Origin of the sequence: Klebsiella pneumoniae (assembly GCF_000742135.1) — a bacterium.
Taxonomy (GTDB): Bacteria; Pseudomonadota; Gammaproteobacteria; order Enterobacterales; family Enterobacteriaceae; genus Klebsiella; species Klebsiella pneumoniae.
Map to the genome: position 1 here is coordinate 5228113 of NZ_KN046818.1, position 15702 is coordinate 5243814.

Below are 15702 nucleotides of genomic sequence, written 5' to 3' on the forward strand. Positions count from 1 at the left end.
GCTATGCCTTTCACACCCCTGGTTACCGCTGGCATTGAAACGGCGCTGAATACTTTCCTCTGGCGCGACAAAGCGCTTAAACCCGCTCGCCAGCGCCTGCTGGGCAAGGTATTGCGGGTCCAGCTGCAGGATTTCGCCACGCCCGTGGTGCTGGTATTCAGCGAACGCCAGGTTGACGTCCTGAGCGCCTGGGACGGAGAGGCCGATTGCACCGTGATTACCCGGCTCAGCGTGCTGCCAAAACTGCGCAATCGTCAGCAGCTCACGGCGCTTATTCGCAGCGGTGATCTGGAAGTGCAGGGCGATCTGCAGGTGGTGCAGAATATGGTCTCCCTGTGCGACCTGGCAGAGTTTGATCCCGCTGAACTGCTGGCGCCCTATACCGGCGATATTGTGGCCGAAGGCGTCGGTAAAGTCCTGCGCGGCGGCGCTCAGTTTCTGCTGAAGGGGGCAGAGCGCCAGCAGCGCTATGTCGCGGAAGCGATCACTGAAGAGTGGCGCCTGGCGCCGGGGCCGCTGGAGCTGGCCTGGTTTGCTGAAGAGACAACGGCTATTGAGCGCGCGCTGGCCGCACTGGAAAAACGGCTGGAAACGCTGGAGGGCAAATGACGCCAGGAGAATTACGGCGCCTGTATTTCATCATTCACACCTTTTTGAGCTACGGGCTCGATGAGCTCATCCCCAAAATGCGGATCACGCTGCCGCTGCGTATCTGGCGGCGGATGCTGTTCTGGATGCCAAACCGCCATCAGGATCAGCCTCTTGGCGCCCGCCTTCGGCTGGCGCTCCAGGAGCTGGGGCCGGTGTGGATAAAATTCGGCCAGATGCTTTCCACCCGCCGGGATCTCTTTCCGCCGCATATTGCCGATCAGCTGGCGCTGTTGCAGGACCGCGTGGCGCCCTTTGAAGGGAAGCTCGCGCAGCAGCAGATAGAGAAAGCGATGGGGGGGCTGCCGGTCGAGACCTGGTTTGATGATTTCTCCGTTGAGCCGTTAGCCTCGGCGTCCATCGCCCAGGTGCATACCGCGCGTCTGAAAGAGAATGGCAAAGAGGTGGTGATCAAGGTTATCCGCCCGGATATTTTGCCGATCATTAAAGCGGACATGAAGCTCATCTACCGCCTGGCGCGCTGGGTACCGCGTCTGCTGCCTGACGGTCGTCGTCTGCGCCCGCAGGAGGTAGTTCGTGAATATGAAAAAACGCTGCTGGATGAGCTGAACCTGCTGCGGGAATCCGCCAACGCTATTCAGCTGCGGCGTAATTTCGAAGACAGCCCGATGCTGTACGTGCCGGAGGTGTACCCCGACTACTGCAGCGAAAGCATGATGGTAATGGAGCGCATTTACGGTATCCCGGTGTCCGATGTGGAGGCGCTGGAGGCCCAGGACACCAATATGCAGCTGCTGGCGGAGCGGGGCGTGCAGGTCTTCTTCACCCAGGTGTTCCGCGACAGCTTCTTCCATGCCGATATGCATCCTGGCAACATATTCGTCAGCTACGAGCATCCGGAAGATCCGCAGTATATCGGCATCGACTGCGGTATTGTCGGCTCACTGAACAAAGAAGATAAGCGCTATCTGGCGGAAAACTTTATCGCCTTTTTCAACCGCGATTATCGTAAAGTTGCCGAGCTGCACGTCGATTCCGGTTGGGTTCCGCCCGATACCAACGTTGAAGAGTTTGAGTTCGCGATCCGCACGGTCTGCGAGCCGATCTTTGAGAAGCCGCTGGCGGAGATCTCCTTCGGCCACGTGCTGCTTAATCTGTTCAATACCGCGCGGCGTTTCAATATGGAAGTCCAGCCGCAGCTCGTTTTACTACAGAAGACATTACTTTACGTAGAAGGGGTAGGCCGGCAGCTCTATCCTCAGTTAGACTTGTGGAAAACGGCGAAGCCTTTCCTCGAGTCGTGGATCAAAGATCAGGTCGGCATTCCGGCGCTGGTGCGCGCGTTTAAAGACAAAGCGCCATTCTGGATCGAAAGAATGCCGGAAATACCTGAGCTGGTGTATCAGAGCCTGCAGCAGAGCAAACAGCTGCAGACCAGCGTCGATACTATTGTGCGGGATATGCATGTGCGTCATGTGCGCCAGGGCCAATCCCGTTACCTGTTTGGTATAGGCGCGGTTTTATTGCTCAGTGGTACGCTGCTCTTTATCCATCGCCCTGAGTGGGGAATGATGCCCGGTTGGCTGATGGCCGGCGGTGTGGTGACCTGGCTTATTGGCTGGCGGAAAACCCACTGATCGGTTCGCCTCTTCATGACGCAGGCTTATTTGCGCAAAATCATGTCGGCGGCCTGACGAAGAGGCGGCTCGCAGGATGGCGTGTATAATGCGTCCACACAATTCATCATCTGTCATAGGGGAACGTGTATGGGTGGTATCAGTATTTGGCAGTTATTAATTGTTGTCGTCATCGTAGTTCTGCTTTTTGGGACGAAGAAGCTGAGCTCGCTGGGGTCTGACTTAGGGGCATCTATCAAAGGCTTTAAAAAAGCCATGAGTGATGATGATAAACCCGAAAAGTCGGCGCCAGACGCAGATTTCACGGCGAAAACCATCGCCGATAAACAGGATGATGCAAAAAAAGACGAGACAAAACGCCACGACAAAGAGCAGGTGTAACTCGTGTTCGATATTGGTTTTAGTGAACTACTGCTGGTGTTTGTGATTGGCCTCATTGTTCTGGGGCCACAGCGGCTTCCCGTAGCGGTTAAAACGGTAGTTGGCTGGATCCGTACGTTACGCTCGCTGGCGACCACGGTACAAAATGAGCTGGCCCAGGAGCTAAAACTGCAGGAGTTCCAGGAGAGCCTGAAGAAGGTGGAAAAGGCTAGCCTGAATAACCTGACGCCGGAGCTGAAAGCCTCGATGGATGAACTGCGCGAGGCCGCGGAGTCGATGAAGCGCTCCTATAGCGCCCACGATCCCGAAAAAGCCAGCGACGAAGCCAATACCATCCTTAATCCGGTGGTCAAAGGCAGCGAAGCGCAGCGCCAGGACGTCACGCCGGCGACGGCAGAACATCAGGCCAGCGCTCCGGCTCATGCGCCAGATCCCGTTGCCGACGAGCAATCTGCTTCACCGGCTGACCTTCAGGCAGAGAAAACGTCCGCTACGGCGGCAGTTCCCCATTCTTCCCCCGCATCGAGTGATAAACCGTAAACATGGGCGTAGACGATACACAACCGCTAATTTCGCATCTGATTGAGCTGCGCAAGCGTCTGCTCAACAGCATCATTGCTATTCTGGTGATCTTCCTGGCGCTGGTCTATTTCGCCAATGATATCTACCAGCTGGTCTCGGCCCCGCTTATCAGTAAGATGCCAGTGGGCGCGACGATGATCGCCACCGATGTCGCTTCACCTTTCTTTACGCCGATAAAGTTGACCTTCATGGTGTCGGTGATCCTGTCGGTGCCGATTATTCTTTACCAGGTATGGGCCTTCGTCGCGCCGGCGTTGTATAAGCACGAACGCCGGCTGGTGGTGCCTTTACTGGTATCCAGTACCCTGCTGTTCTATATCGGCATGGCTTTCGCCTATTTTGTCGTGTTTCCGCTGGCGTTCGGCTTCCTGACCCATGCGGCGCCGGAAGGGGTGCTGGTCTCGACCGATATTCGCAGCTATCTCGACTTCGTGATGGCGCTGTTTATGGCATTCGGGGTCTCCTTTGAGGTGCCGGTCGCCATTGTGTTGCTCTGCTGGATGGGCGTTACCACGCCGGAAGACTTGCGTAAAAAAAGGCCGTATGTGCTGGTGGGTGCCTTCGTGGTGGGCATGCTGCTGACGCCGCCGGACGTATTCTCGCAGACGCTGCTGGCCATTCCGATGTACTGTCTGTTTGAAGTCGGGGTGTTCTTCGCCCGCTTCTACACCGGGAAGCGCCTGACGCGCGATGACGACGCCGCGGCCGAAGCTGAAGCCGCAGAGCACAGAGAAGAGTAATACCGCCAACCGCCCGTCAGGGCGGTTGGCATATGGGAGCGATCATGTTTGATATCGGCGTTAATCTGACCAGTTCGCAGTTTTCCCGCGATCATGATGAGGTAGTGGCGCGCGCCCTGGCGGCGGGGGTTAACGGCATGCTGCTGACCGGCACAAATTTGGCGGAGAGCCAGCAGGCGCAGAAACTGGCGAGCCGCTATTCCGGCTGCTGGTCCACGGCGGGGGTTCATCCCCATGACGGTAGCAGCTGGACGCCAGCGGTCGCCGAGGCGATTTATACCCTCGCCGGCGAGCCGCAGGTGGTGGCGATAGGCGAGTGCGGTCTGGATTTTAACCGGAATTTTTCCACGCCGCACGAGCAGGAGGTAGCGTTCAGCGCCCAGCTGGCGCTGGCCGCTGAGCTGTCGATGCCGGTGTTTTTGCACTGCCGCGACGCCCACGATCGGTTTCTGACGCTGCTTAAACCCTGGCTTGAGAAGATCCCGGGCGCGGTGCTGCACTGCTTTACCGGCAGCCGCAGCGAGGTGCAGGAATGCCTGGATCTGGGCCTGTTTATTGGTATTACCGGTTGGGTATGCGATGAGCGGCGGGGACTGGAGCTGCGCGAGCTGCTGCCGGCGATCCCGGCGGAACGTCTGCTGCTGGAGACCGATGCGCCTTATCTGCTGCCGCGCGACCTCAAGCCGAAACCGGCCTCGCGGCGTAACGAGCCCGCGTATTTGCCGCATATCCTGGCCAGCGTCGCGGCCTGGCGCGGCGAGGAGGCGCAATGGCTGGAGGCGCAAACGGACGCAAACGTCAGGGCGCTGTTTGGCGTCGACATTAACGGCGTTTAGATTTTCTGGAAGTCGGTATTTTTAACGCTCTGCAGGACTTGCTTATTCAGCAGGTTTAACAGCAACATAGAGCGCGCTTCGCCGTCGGGCTCGGTGAAGATCGCCTCCAGGCCTTCAAACGCGCCGTCGGTGATTAGCACACTATCGCCCTCATGCGGCGTTTCCGGGTCGGTAATCCCTTCCGGTTTGTAGATAGAAAGCTGATGGATGACCGCCGAGGGGACGATAGCGGGTAGGGCGCCAAAGCGCACGAAGTTGTTAACCCCGCGAGTGGCGCTGATGGTGGTGGTATGAATCACCTCTGGATCGAACTCAATAAACAGGTAGTTCGGGAACAACGGTTCGCTGACCATGGTGCGTTTACCGCGAATGATTTTTTCCAGCGCAATCGTCGGCATCAGGCAGTTAACTGACCGACGTTCCAGATGTTCCTGGGCTCGTTGTAGCTGCCCACGTTTGCAATACAGTAAGTACCAGGCTTGCATAATGACTCATTCCACTTCTAATAACGGCAAGCATAACAAATGGCTGGTGTAATCGCGAAAGCCATTATAATTGAAATCCAAATTTCAGCGTTCTTTCACGCTAATTTAACAAAATTACAGCATCGCGCCGTCGAACACCGTATAATTAGCCGCCTGTAGAGAGGTCAATAACACTTCCATGAAATATCACGATCTTCGCGACTTTCTGACACTCCTGGAACAACAGGGCGAACTAAAACGTATCACTCTGCCGGTCGATCCTCACCTGGAAATCACCGAAATTGCCGACCGGACTCTGCGCGCCGGCGGCCCGGCGCTGCTGTTTGAGAATCCGAAAGGCTACACCATGCCGGTGCTGTGCAATCTGTTCGGCACGCCGCGTCGCGTGGCGTTGGGGATGGGGCAGGAGGATGTCAGTTCGCTGCGCGAGGTGGGTAAACTGTTGGCCTTTCTGAAAGAACCTGAGCCGCCAAAAGGCTTCCGCGACCTGTTTGATAAGCTGCCGCAGTTCAAGCAAGTGCTGAATATGCCGACCAAACGCCTGCGCGGCGCCCCCTGTCAGCAAAAAATCATCCAGGGCGATGATGTCGACCTGAATAAAATCCCGATTATGACCTGCTGGCCGGAAGATGCCGCGCCGCTGATCACCTGGGGGTTGACGGTAACCCGCGGGCCGCACAAAGAGCGGCAGAACCTGGGGATTTATCGCCAGCAGCTGATCGGCAAAAACAAACTGATTATGCGCTGGCTGTCTCATCGCGGCGGCGCGCTGGATTTCCAGGAGTGGTGCGCGGCGCGTCCGGGCGAACGCTTCCCGGTTTCCGTGGCGCTTGGCGCCGATCCGGCAACCATTCTTGGCGCGGTGACGCCGGTGCCCGATACCCTGTCGGAATATGCTTTCGCAGGCCTGCTGCGCGGCACCAAGACCGAAGTGGTTAAGTGCGTTTCCAATGACCTTGAAGTGCCGGCCAGCGCGGAAATTGTGCTTGAAGGCTACATTGAGGCCGGTGAAATGGCGCCGGAAGGCCCGTATGGCGATCACACCGGTTACTATAATGAAGTGGACAGCTTCCCGGTATTTACGGTAACCCATATTACCCAGCGTGAAGACGCGATTTATCATTCTACCTATACCGGCCGACCGCCCGATGAGCCAGCGGTGCTGGGCGTGGCGCTGAATGAAGTCTTTGTGCCGATCCTGCAAAAGCAGTTCCCGGAAATCGTTGATTTCTATCTGCCGCCGGAAGGGTGCTCCTATCGCCTGGCGGTGGTGACCATGAAAAAACAGTACGCGGGACATGCCAAGCGCGTAATGATGGGCGTCTGGTCGTTCCTGCGCCAGTTTATGTACACCAAGTTCGTGATTGTCTGCGATGACGACGTCAATGCACGCGACTGGAACGATGTGATTTGGGCGATCACTACCCGTATGGACCCGGCTCGTGATACGGTACTGGTAGAGAATACGCCAATTGATTATCTGGATTTTGCCTCGCCGGTTTCCGGCCTGGGTTCAAAAATGGGGCTGGATGCCACCAACAAATGGCCTGGCGAAACCCAGCGTGAATGGGGTCGCCCAATCAAAAAAGATCCTGCCGTTACGGCGCGTATTGACGCCATCTGGGATGAACTGGCCATCTTTAAACAACAGTAAGCGGGGCTAACGCCGCTGTTTTGCTCTATTGACCCGACAGAGGGGACGCATGACAACCTTAAGCTGTAAAGTGACCTCGGTGGAGGCGATTACCGATACCGTATATCGTGTTCGATTAGTGCCGGAAGCGGCATTTTCCTTCCGTGCCGGCCAGTATCTGATGGTGGTAATGGATGAGCGCGACAAGCGCCCGTTCTCCATGGCTTCCACGCCGGCGGAACAGGAATTTATCGAGCTGCATATCGGCGCCTCGGAGCTCAATCTGTACGCGATGGCGGTCATGGATCGCATTCTGAAAGAGCGTGAAATTGAGGTTGATATTCCGCATGGCGAAGCGTGGCTGCGCGATGACGAAGATCGCCCGCTGATTCTGATCGCCGGCGGTACCGGATTCTCTTATGTGCGTTCTATTCTGTTAAGCGCGCTGGCGCGTAACCCGGATCGCGATATCGCCATTTATTGGGGCGGCCGCGAGGCTAAGCATCTGTACGATCTGGCCGAGCTGGAAGCGTTAAGCATCAAGCATCCGAATCTGCGCATCGAGCCGGTGGTTGAACAGCCGGAAGAAGGGTGGCGTGGTCGCTCCGGTACGGTACTCACCGCCGTGCTGCAGGATTACGGTACGCTGGCCGAGCATGACATCTACATTGCCGGTCGTTTTGAGATGGCCAAGATCGCTCGCGACCTGTTCTGTAATGAGCGCGGCGCGCGTGAAGATCGCCTGTTTGGCGATGCGTTTGCGTTTATCTGAAAATAAAAAACCCGCCCCTGACAGGCGGGAAGAACGGCAACTAAACCTGCTCTCTTCGCCATAGCCGCCAGGTTCTGGTGGCAATGGCGTTGAGATACCCTTTCGCTTAAACCCGCTCAAACACGGTAGCGATCCCTTGTCCCAGGCCGATACACATGGTGGCGAGGCCGAACTGAGCGTCTTTGCGCTCCATCTGGTTGATCAGCGTGGTGCTAATACGCGCCCCGGAACAGCCCAGCGGATGACCGAGCGCGATCGCCCCGCCGTTGAGGTTGATCTTCTCATCGATCTGCTCCATTAAGCCCAGATCTTTAATACACGGTAGGATCTGCGCGGCAAATGCTTCATTCATTTCAAAAACGTCGATATCACTGGTGGATAAGCCCGCTTTTTTCAGCGCCAGCTTTGAGGCCGGAACCGGGCCATAACCCATAATGGACGGGTCGCAGCCGACCACCGCCATTGAACGGACGCGAGCGCGCGGCTTCAGCCCCAGCTCGCGAGCGCGGCTTTCGCTCATCAGCAGCATCGCCGCTGCGCCATCGGAAAGGGCGGAAGAGGTACCCGCCGTTACCGTACCGGTCACCGGGTCAAACGCCGGTTTAAGCGTGGACAGCGTCTCGACGGTGGTTTCCGGGCGGATCACCTCGTCATAGTTAAAGGACTTGAGTACGCCATCGGCATCGTGGCCGCCGGTGGGGATAATCTCCGCTTTGAATGCGCCGGACTGGGTTGCGGCCCAGGCACGAGCGTGAGAGCGCGCGGCGAACTGATCCTGCATCTCGCGGCTAATACCGTGCAGACGCGCCAGCATCTCCGCAGTCAGCCCCATCATCCCTGCCGCCTTTGCCACGTTGCGGCTGAGGCCCGGATGGAAATCGACGCCGTGGCTCATTGGCACATGGCCCATGTGCTCGACGCCGCCAATCAGGCAGACGCTGGCATCGCCGGTCATGATCATACGGGCCGCATCGTGCAGCGCCTGCATGGAAGAACCGCACAGACGGTTGACCGTATTTGCTGGTACCGAATGCGGGATCTCCGCCAGCAGCGCCGCGTTTCGGGCGATGTTAAAACCCTGCTCGAGGGTTTGCTGCACGCAACCCCAGTAGATATCGTCTATCGCGCTTGCCTCAAGCGACGGATTGCGCGACAGCAGGCTACGCATCAGGTGCGCGGAGAGGTCTTCCGCGCGCACGTGGCGAAATGCGCCGCCCTTCGAACGGCCCATCGGGGTGCGAATTGCATCGACAATGACAACCTGTTCCATTGTGACTCCTTAAGCCGTTTTCAGAGCGCCAACCGGACGGGCTGGCTCTACCTGGGGATAATACGCTTCGTTATGGCGCGCTTTGTCACGCAGACCGGCTGGCACTTCATACAGCGGGCCAAGGTGCTGGTATTGCTGCGCCATATCGAGATACTTCGCGCTGCCGATGGTGTCCAGCCAGCGGAATGCGCCGCCGTGGAACGGAGGGAAGCCCAGGCCGTATACCAGCGCCATATCCGCTTCCGCCGGGCTGGCGATAATGCCTTCTTCCAGGCAGCGGACGACTTCGTTAACCATGGGGATCATCATGCGGGCGATAATCTCTTCATCGCTGAAATCGCGCTTCGACTGGCTGACGTCGGCCAGCAGGCTGTCGACGGCAGCATCTTCTTCTTTCTTCGGCTTACCTTTGCTGTCGTCTTTATAGCGCCAGAAGCCGAGGCCGTTCTTCTGGCCGAAACGGTTGGCGTCAAACAGGGCGTCGATGGCGTCGCGATAATCTTTCTGCATCCGCTGCGGGAAGCCCGCCGCCATGACCGCCTGAGCATGGTGCGCGGTATCGATGCCGACCACGTCCAGCAGATAAGCCGGGCCCATCGGCCAGCCAAACTGTTTCTCCATCACTTTGTCGACTTTGCGGAAGTCCGCTCCGTCGCGCAGCAGCTGGCTGAAGCCGGCGAAGTAGGGGAACAGTACCCGGTTGACGAAGAAGCCGGGACAATCATTCACCACAATCGGCGTTTTGCCCATTTTGCTGGCCCAGGCCACCACTTTGGCAATGGTATTATCCGAGGTTTTTTCGCCGCGGATCACTTCAACCAGCGGCATGCGATGCACCGGGTTAAAGAAGTGCATACCGCAGAAGTTTTCCGGGCGCTGCAGAACGCTGGCCAGCTCGCTGATGGGGATCGTTGAGGTGTTGGACGCCAGCACGGTATCCGGGCGCACTTTCGTCTCGGTTTCCGCTAGTACGGCTTTCTTCACTTTCGGGTTTTCGACCACCGCTTCCACAACCACGTCGACGCGATCAAAACCGCTGTATTCCAGGGTTGGCTGAATGGTGCTTATCACTCCGGCCAGCTTCAGACCGTCGATTTTGCCGCGTTCCAGCTGTTTATTCAGCAGTTTCGCCGCTTCGGTCATGCCCAGGGTCAGCGATTTGTCGCTGATGTCTTTCATCACCACCGGCACGCCCTTCCAGGCCGACTGGTAAGCGATACCGCCGCCCATAATGCCAGCGCCCAGGACGGCAGCATGCTTCGGCGTCTCGACATCTTTGGTCAGCTTTTTCGCTTTCGCTTTGACGTACTGGTCGTTCAGGAAGATACCAACCAGCGCGCGGGCCTCATTGGTATGGGCCAGCGGGACAAAGCTTTTATTTTCCAGCACCAGGGCTTCTTCACGACCAAGACGCGCGGCGGCTTCAATGGTTTTGACCGCGGTGATCGGCGCCGGGTAATGCTTCCCGGCGGTTTGCGCGACCATGCCTTTGGCAATCGTGAAGCTCATGGCGGCTTCAATTTTGCTGAGCTTCAGCGGCTCCAGCTTCGGCTGACGTTTCGCTTTCCAGTCCAGGTCGCCATTCATGGCCTGACGTAGGATCGCCAGCGCGCCGTCGCGTAGTTTTTCCGCAGCGACCACGCCATCCACCAGGCCGATTTTCAGTGCTTGATCGGCGCCGACGTCTTTCCCGGCGGCAATAATTTCCAGCGCGCTATCGGCGCCGAGAAGGCGCGGCAGACGCACGGAACCGCCGAAGCCCGGCATAATGCCGAGCTTGGTTTCCGGCAGCCCAATGCGCAGGTCCGGCGTCGCCAGGCGGTAATCGGTCGCCAGCACACATTCGCAACCGCCGCCCAGCGCATAGCCATTGACGGCAGAGATAGTGGGGACGGGGAGATCTTCCAGACGATTGAAGACGCTGTTAGCAAAATGCAGCCACTGGCTTAACTGCTCCTCAGGGACCAGGAACAGCGAGAGGAATTCGGTGATATCCGCGCCGACGATAAATGCCGCTTTTTCAGAGCGCAGCAGCAGACCTTTGAGATCGCTTTGTTTTTCCAGTACGTCCAGCGCATGACCGAGGCTGGCTACGGTTGCGGTATCAAGCTTGTTGACCGAACCTGGGGCATCGAACACCAGTTCGGCGATGCCATCTTCCAGCCAGTCGAGGTACAGGGTGTCGCCTTTGTAGAGCATGTCAGTCTCCTGAATCCAGCAATATGATCTGGTCATACCAGATGAAACGGAGTGTGGAATTTATGTTAAAGAATTGCAAATTACTCTTTAAATAATTGCTGGTCGGATCACATCCGGCGGAAATCACCCGCACGCAGGTCGATGTGCTAAGATGCGGTGTATCACGATCCCATAAAAGCAAAGGATAAAAGATGGAATCCCTGGCCGCGCTCTATAAAAATCATATTGTTACCCTACAAGAACGTACCCGCGACGTCCTGGCCCGTTTTCAAATGGATGCTCTGCTGATTCACTCCGGCGAGCTGGTTAACGTCTTCCTTGATGACCATCCGTACCCGTTCAAGGTCAATCCGCAGTTCAAAGCCTGGGTGCCTGTGACTCAGGTGCCTAACTGCTGGCTGCTGGTGGACGGTGTGAATAAACCGAAGCTGTGGTTCTATCTGCCGGTAGATTACTGGCATAACGTTGAGCCGTTGCCGACCTCTTTCTGGACCGAAGAGATAGACGTGATCGCGCTACCGAAGGCCGATGGCATCGGCAGCCAGCTGCCTGCCGCTCGCGGTAATATTGGCTATATCGGCCCGGTGCCTGAGCGCGCGCTGGGCCTGGGTATCGCCGCGGATAAGATCAACCCGAAAGGGGTTATCGACTACCTGCATTACTACCGGGCTTACAAAACCGATTACGAGCTGGCCTGCATGCGTGAAGCGCAGAAGTCGGCGGTGAATGGTCATCGTGCGGCCTACGAAGCTTTCCAGTCGGGGATGAGCGAATTCGATATCAACCAGGCCTATCTCACCGCCACCGGCCATCGTGATACCGACGTGCCTTACAGCAATATTGTCGCACTGAATGAGCATGCCTCCGTCCTGCACTACACCAAACTGGACCATCGTGCCCCGGCGGAGATGCGCAGTTTCCTGCTCGACGCCGGTGCGGAATATAACGGCTATGCCGCAGATCTGACGCGCACCTGGGCGGCGCACGGCGATAACGACTTTGCCCATCTGATCAAAGACGTTAACGATGAGCAGCTGGCGCTGATTAGTACCATGAAGGCCGGTACCAGTTACATTGATTACCATATCCAGTTCCATCAGCGTATCGCGAAGCTGTTGCGTAAACACCAGTTGGTTACCGACATGAGCGAAGAGGCGATGGTGGAGAATGACCTGACCGGGCCGTTTATGCCGCACGGGATTGGCCATCCGCTGGGTCTGCAGGTGCATGATGTTGCGGGCTTTATGCAGGACGATACCGGTACGCATCTGGCGGCGCCGTCGAAATATCCGTACCTGCGTTGCACCCGTATTATCGAGCCGCGTATGGTGCTGACCATTGAACCCGGCATCTACTTCATCGAGTCGTTACTGGCGCCGTGGCGTGAAGGCCCATTCAGCAAGCACTTCAACTGGCAAAAAATTGACGCCATGAAGCCGTTTGGCGGGATCCGTATCGAAGATAACGTGGTGGTTCACGAAAACAGCATCGAAAATATGACGCGCGATCTGAAGCTGGCCTGATGGAGAGCTGGTTAATCCCGGCGGCGCCGGTTACCGTCGTTGAGGAGATTAAAAAAAGCCGTTTTATCACGCTGTTGGCGCATACCGACGGCGTGGCGGCGGCAAAAGCTTTTGTCGAGTCCGTCAGAGCGGATCATCCTGATGCCCGCCACCACTGCGTGGCGTGGGTCGCGGGGCCGCCTGATGATTCGCAACAGCTGGGGTTTTCAGACGATGGCGAACCGGCGGGAACGGCGGGTAAACCGATGCTGGCGCAGCTGATGGGAAGCGGCGTCGGCGAGATAACCGCTGTCGTCGTGCGTTACTACGGTGGTATCCTGCTGGGCACCGGTGGTCTGGTTAAGGCCTATGGCGGCGGGGTGCATCAGGCGCTGGCGCAGCTGACGACGCTGCGCAAGACGCCGTTAACGGCATATACTTTGCAGTGTGAGTATGGGCAACTGGCCGGCGTTGAAGCGCTGCTCGCCCAATTCTCCGGGAACGTCGTTGAAAGCGAATATCTGGCGTCAGTTCGGCTGCGCGTGGCGCTTCCCCAGGCCGAAGTGGCGGCTTTTTCAGCAAGACTGGCTGATTTTAGTCGTGGTTCATTGCAATTACTGAAGATTAACGAATAATCCCCTCTGTTTTTTGCCTATCAAAGGAAGCGCCAGAGATGCATTTTCGCGCCATAACCCGAATCGTTGGACTGCTGGTCATCTTGTTTTCGGGGACGATGATCGTCCCGGGATTAGTGGCCCTGATATATCGCGATGGCGCGGGACGGGCCTTCACTCAAACCTTCTTTGTCGCTCTGGCGATCGGCTCCATGCTGTGGTGGCCGAACCGTAAGCAAAAAGGCGAACTGAAATCTCGTGAAGGGTTTCTGATCGTGGTGCTGTTCTGGACCGTGCTGGGGAGCGTGGGGGCCTTGCCCTTTATCTTCTCCGAACAGCCGAACCTGACGGTGACGGATGCCTTCTTCGAGTCATTTTCCGGCCTGACGACGACCGGGGCGACCACTCTGGTGGGGCTGGACTCGCTTCCGCACGCTATCCTCTTTTATCGCCAGATGCTGCAGTGGTTCGGCGGCATGGGGATCATTGTGCTGGCGGTAGCGATTCTGCCTATCCTCGGCGTCGGGGGGATGCAGCTCTACCGCGCGGAAATGCCCGGCCCGCTGAAGGATAACAAGATGCGTCCGCGTATTGCCGAGACGGCGAAGACATTGTGGCTCATCTATGTGTTACTCACGATCGCCTGCGCATTGGCGCTCTGGTTTGCCGGTATGCCGGCGTTCGATGCGATCGGGCACAGTTTCGCCACCATCGCCATCGGCGGTTTCTCGACTCACGATGCCAGCGTCGGCTATTTCAACAGCCCGATGATCAACTCCATCATTGCCATCTTCCTGCTGATCTCCGGCTGTAATTACGGTCTGCATTTTTCGTTGTTGAGCGGACGCAGCCTGAAGGTGTACTGGCGCGACCCCGAATTTAGGATGTTCATTGGCGTCCAGTTGACGCTGGTCATCGTCTGTACGCTGGTGCTATGGCTTCATAACGTGTACGGCTCGGTGTTGACGACGCTGAACCAGGCGTTTTTCCAGGTGGTGTCGATGGCGACCACCGCGGGGTTCACCACCGATAGCATTGCACGCTGGCCGCTGTTCCTTCCGGTGCTGTTGCTGTGCTCCGCATTTATCGGCGGCTGCGCTGGCTCCACGGGCGGTGGATTAAAAGTGATCCGTATCCTGTTGCTGTTCAAGCAGGGCAACCGTGAGCTGAAGCGGCTGGTGCACCCGAATGCGGTGTATAGCATTAAATTAGGTAACCGCGCGCTGCCGGAACGTATTCTGGAAGCGGTATGGGGATTCTTCTCCGCCTATGCGCTGGTCTTTATCATTAGTATGCTGGCGATTATCGCCACCGGGGTGGATGACTTCTCTGCTTTCGCCTCCGTGGTGGCGACATTGAACAACCTCGGGCCTGGGCTCGGCGTCGTCGCGGATAACTTTGCCACCATGAACCCGGTCGCGAAATGGATCCTGATTGCTAATATGCTGTTTGGTCGTCTGGAAGTGTTCACCTTACTGGTGCTCTTTACCCCCACTTTCTGGCGCGAATAACAGGAGTGCTCGTGAAAACTTTAATTCTCTTCTCCACCCGCGACGGGCAGACCCGTGAAATCGCTTCGTTTCTCGCCTCTGAGCTTAAAGAGCTGGGCATCGATGCGGACACCCTGAACCTGAACCGTACCGATGTCGTCGAATGGCATCACTACGATCGGGTGGTCATTGGCGCGTCGATTCGCTACGGGCACTTTCATCCGGCGGTGGACCGCTTTGTGAAAAAGCATCTGGCAGCATTGCAGGCGCTGCCGGGGGCATTCTTTTCGGTTAACCTGGTGGCGCGTAAACCCGAGAAGCGCACGCCGCAGACCAACAGCTATACGCGTAAGTTTCTGCTGAACTCGCCGTGGCAGCCGCAGAGCTGCGCGGTATTTGCCGGCGCGCTGCGCTACCCGCGCTACAGCTGGTACGATCGGTTTATGATCCGCCTGATTATGAAAATGACCGGGGGTGAAACGGATACCCGCAAAGAAGTGGTCTATACCGACTGGCAACAGGTATCCCGGTTTGCTCGGGAAATCGCACAAATGGCGCGCAAATAGCGCGTAAAACTCGCGTTGTGATGGAAAATCGAGCGAACGAAAACTTTTTTTGCATTTCCCCTTGTCACCTCAGAATTACTCCCTATAATGCGCCTCCACTGACACGGAACAACGGCAAACAAGCCGCCGGGTCAGCGGGGTTCCGGTGAGAACCTCGCAGAGAAAAGCAAAAATAAATGCTTGACTCTGCAGCGGGAAGGCGTAATATGCACACCCCGCGCCGCAGCGAAAACGAAGCGGCACTGCTCTTTAACAATTTATCAGACAATCTGTGTGGGCACTCAAAGTGACATGGATTCTTAACGTCCTCGGACGAAAAATGAATACCAAGTCTCAAGAGTGAACACGTAATTCATTACGAAGTTTAATTCTTTGAGCATCAAACT

General features: G+C 57.0%; 15 protein-coding genes. 12 read left to right on the forward strand and 3 right to left on the reverse strand.

The window, feature by feature from the left end; genetic code table 11:
• The first annotated feature begins 3 nt into the window (after window positions 1-3).
• The 6 genes from ubiJ to tatD all read left to right on the forward strand — a co-directional run bounded on the left by ubiJ (window position 4) and on the right by tatD (window position 4785).
• Window positions 4-609, forward strand: coding sequence for a ubiquinone biosynthesis protein UbiJ (gene ubiJ, locus DR88_RS01310; protein WP_002883422.1), 606 nt, complete (start codon window positions 4-6; stop codon window positions 607-609).
• A complete protein-coding gene (ubiB, locus tag DR88_RS01305; protein WP_004150449.1) occupies window positions 606-2246 on the forward strand; it encodes a ubiquinone biosynthesis regulatory protein kinase UbiB in 1641 nt (546 codons plus the stop codon). Before ubiJ ends, ubiB begins: the two co-directional genes overlap by 4 nt.
• 129 nt (window positions 2247-2375) lie before the next feature.
• Window positions 2376-2627, forward strand: coding sequence for a Sec-independent protein translocase subunit TatA (gene tatA / locus DR88_RS01300; RefSeq protein ID WP_002883425.1), 252 nt, complete (start codon window positions 2376-2378; stop codon window positions 2625-2627).
• Window positions 2628-2630: 3 nt separating this feature from the next.
• The gene (tatB, locus tag DR88_RS01295; RefSeq protein WP_002883426.1) at window positions 2631-3167 is read left to right on the forward strand and encodes a Sec-independent protein translocase protein TatB; all 537 of its coding nucleotides are present in this window, start codon (window positions 2631-2633) and stop codon (window positions 3165-3167) included.
• A 2-nt stretch (window positions 3168-3169) separates the two neighbouring features.
• Window positions 3170-3949 carry a Sec-independent protein translocase subunit TatC gene (gene tatC / locus DR88_RS01290; RefSeq protein ID WP_002883427.1) on the forward strand — a complete coding sequence of 260 codons (780 nt, stop codon included), beginning with the start codon at window positions 3170-3172 and terminating at the stop codon, window positions 3947-3949.
• A gap of 32 nt (window positions 3950-3981) precedes the next feature.
• Window positions 3982-4785: a 3'-5' ssDNA/RNA exonuclease TatD gene (gene tatD, locus DR88_RS01285; RefSeq protein WP_004146458.1), complete on the forward strand. Its 804-nt coding sequence runs from the start codon at window positions 3982-3984 to the stop codon at window positions 4783-4785.
• Here the strand turns inward: tatD and rfaH are convergent.
• Window positions 4782-5270, reverse strand: a complete 489-nt coding sequence (gene rfaH / locus DR88_RS01280) for a transcription/translation regulatory transformer protein RfaH (protein ID WP_025861865.1) — start codon at window positions 5268-5270, stop codon at window positions 4782-4784. The genes tatD and rfaH overlap by 4 nt on opposite strands.
• A 178-nt stretch (window positions 5271-5448) precedes the next feature.
• On the opposite strand from rfaH, the gene ubiD reads away from it, so the two are divergent.
• Window positions 5449-6924, forward strand: a complete 1476-nt coding sequence (gene ubiD, locus DR88_RS01275) for a 4-hydroxy-3-polyprenylbenzoate decarboxylase (protein WP_004146456.1) — start codon at window positions 5449-5451, stop codon at window positions 6922-6924.
• A gap of 49 nt (window positions 6925-6973) precedes the next feature.
• Window positions 6974-7675, forward strand: a complete 702-nt coding sequence (gene fre / locus DR88_RS01270; RefSeq protein WP_002883448.1) for an NAD(P)H-flavin reductase — start codon at window positions 6974-6976, stop codon at window positions 7673-7675.
• A gap of 106 nt (window positions 7676-7781) precedes the next feature.
• Here the strand turns inward: fre and fadA are convergent, their stop codons facing one another.
• Together fadA and fadB are read right to left on the reverse strand one after the other, a co-directional pair.
• Window positions 7782-8945 carry an acetyl-CoA C-acyltransferase FadA gene (gene fadA, locus DR88_RS01265; RefSeq protein WP_004150456.1) on the reverse strand — a complete coding sequence of 388 codons (1164 nt, stop codon included), beginning with the start codon at window positions 8943-8945 and terminating at the stop codon, window positions 7782-7784.
• Between the two features lie 9 nt (window positions 8946-8954).
• On the reverse strand, window positions 8955-11144 hold the full coding sequence (fadB, locus tag DR88_RS01260; protein ID WP_004213300.1) for a fatty acid oxidation complex subunit alpha FadB: 2190 nt from the start codon (window positions 11142-11144) through the stop codon (window positions 8955-8957).
• Between the two features lie 191 nt (window positions 11145-11335).
• Here fadB and pepQ point away from each other — a divergent pair, with 191 nt between their 5' ends.
• The 4 genes from pepQ to hemG are packed head-to-tail and all read left to right on the forward strand — an operon-like array spanning window position 11336 to window position 15316.
• Window positions 11336-12667: a Xaa-Pro dipeptidase gene (pepQ, locus tag DR88_RS01255; RefSeq protein WP_004150459.1), complete on the forward strand. Its 1332-nt coding sequence runs from the start codon at window positions 11336-11338 to the stop codon at window positions 12665-12667.
• Window positions 12667-13281 carry an IMPACT family protein gene (locus DR88_RS01250; protein ID WP_002883449.1) on the forward strand — a complete coding sequence of 205 codons (615 nt, stop codon included), beginning with the start codon at window positions 12667-12669 and terminating at the stop codon, window positions 13279-13281. Before pepQ ends, DR88_RS01250 begins: the two co-directional genes overlap by 1 nt.
• 38 nt (window positions 13282-13319) lie before the next feature.
• Window positions 13320-14771, forward strand: a complete 1452-nt coding sequence (trkH, locus tag DR88_RS01245) for a Trk system potassium transporter TrkH (RefSeq protein ID WP_002883450.1) — start codon at window positions 13320-13322, stop codon at window positions 14769-14771.
• A gap of 11 nt (window positions 14772-14782) precedes the next feature.
• Window positions 14783-15316, forward strand: coding sequence for a menaquinone-dependent protoporphyrinogen IX dehydrogenase (gene hemG / locus DR88_RS01240; protein WP_002883453.1), 534 nt, complete (start codon window positions 14783-14785; stop codon window positions 15314-15316).
• Window positions 15317-15702 lie beyond the last annotated feature (386 nt).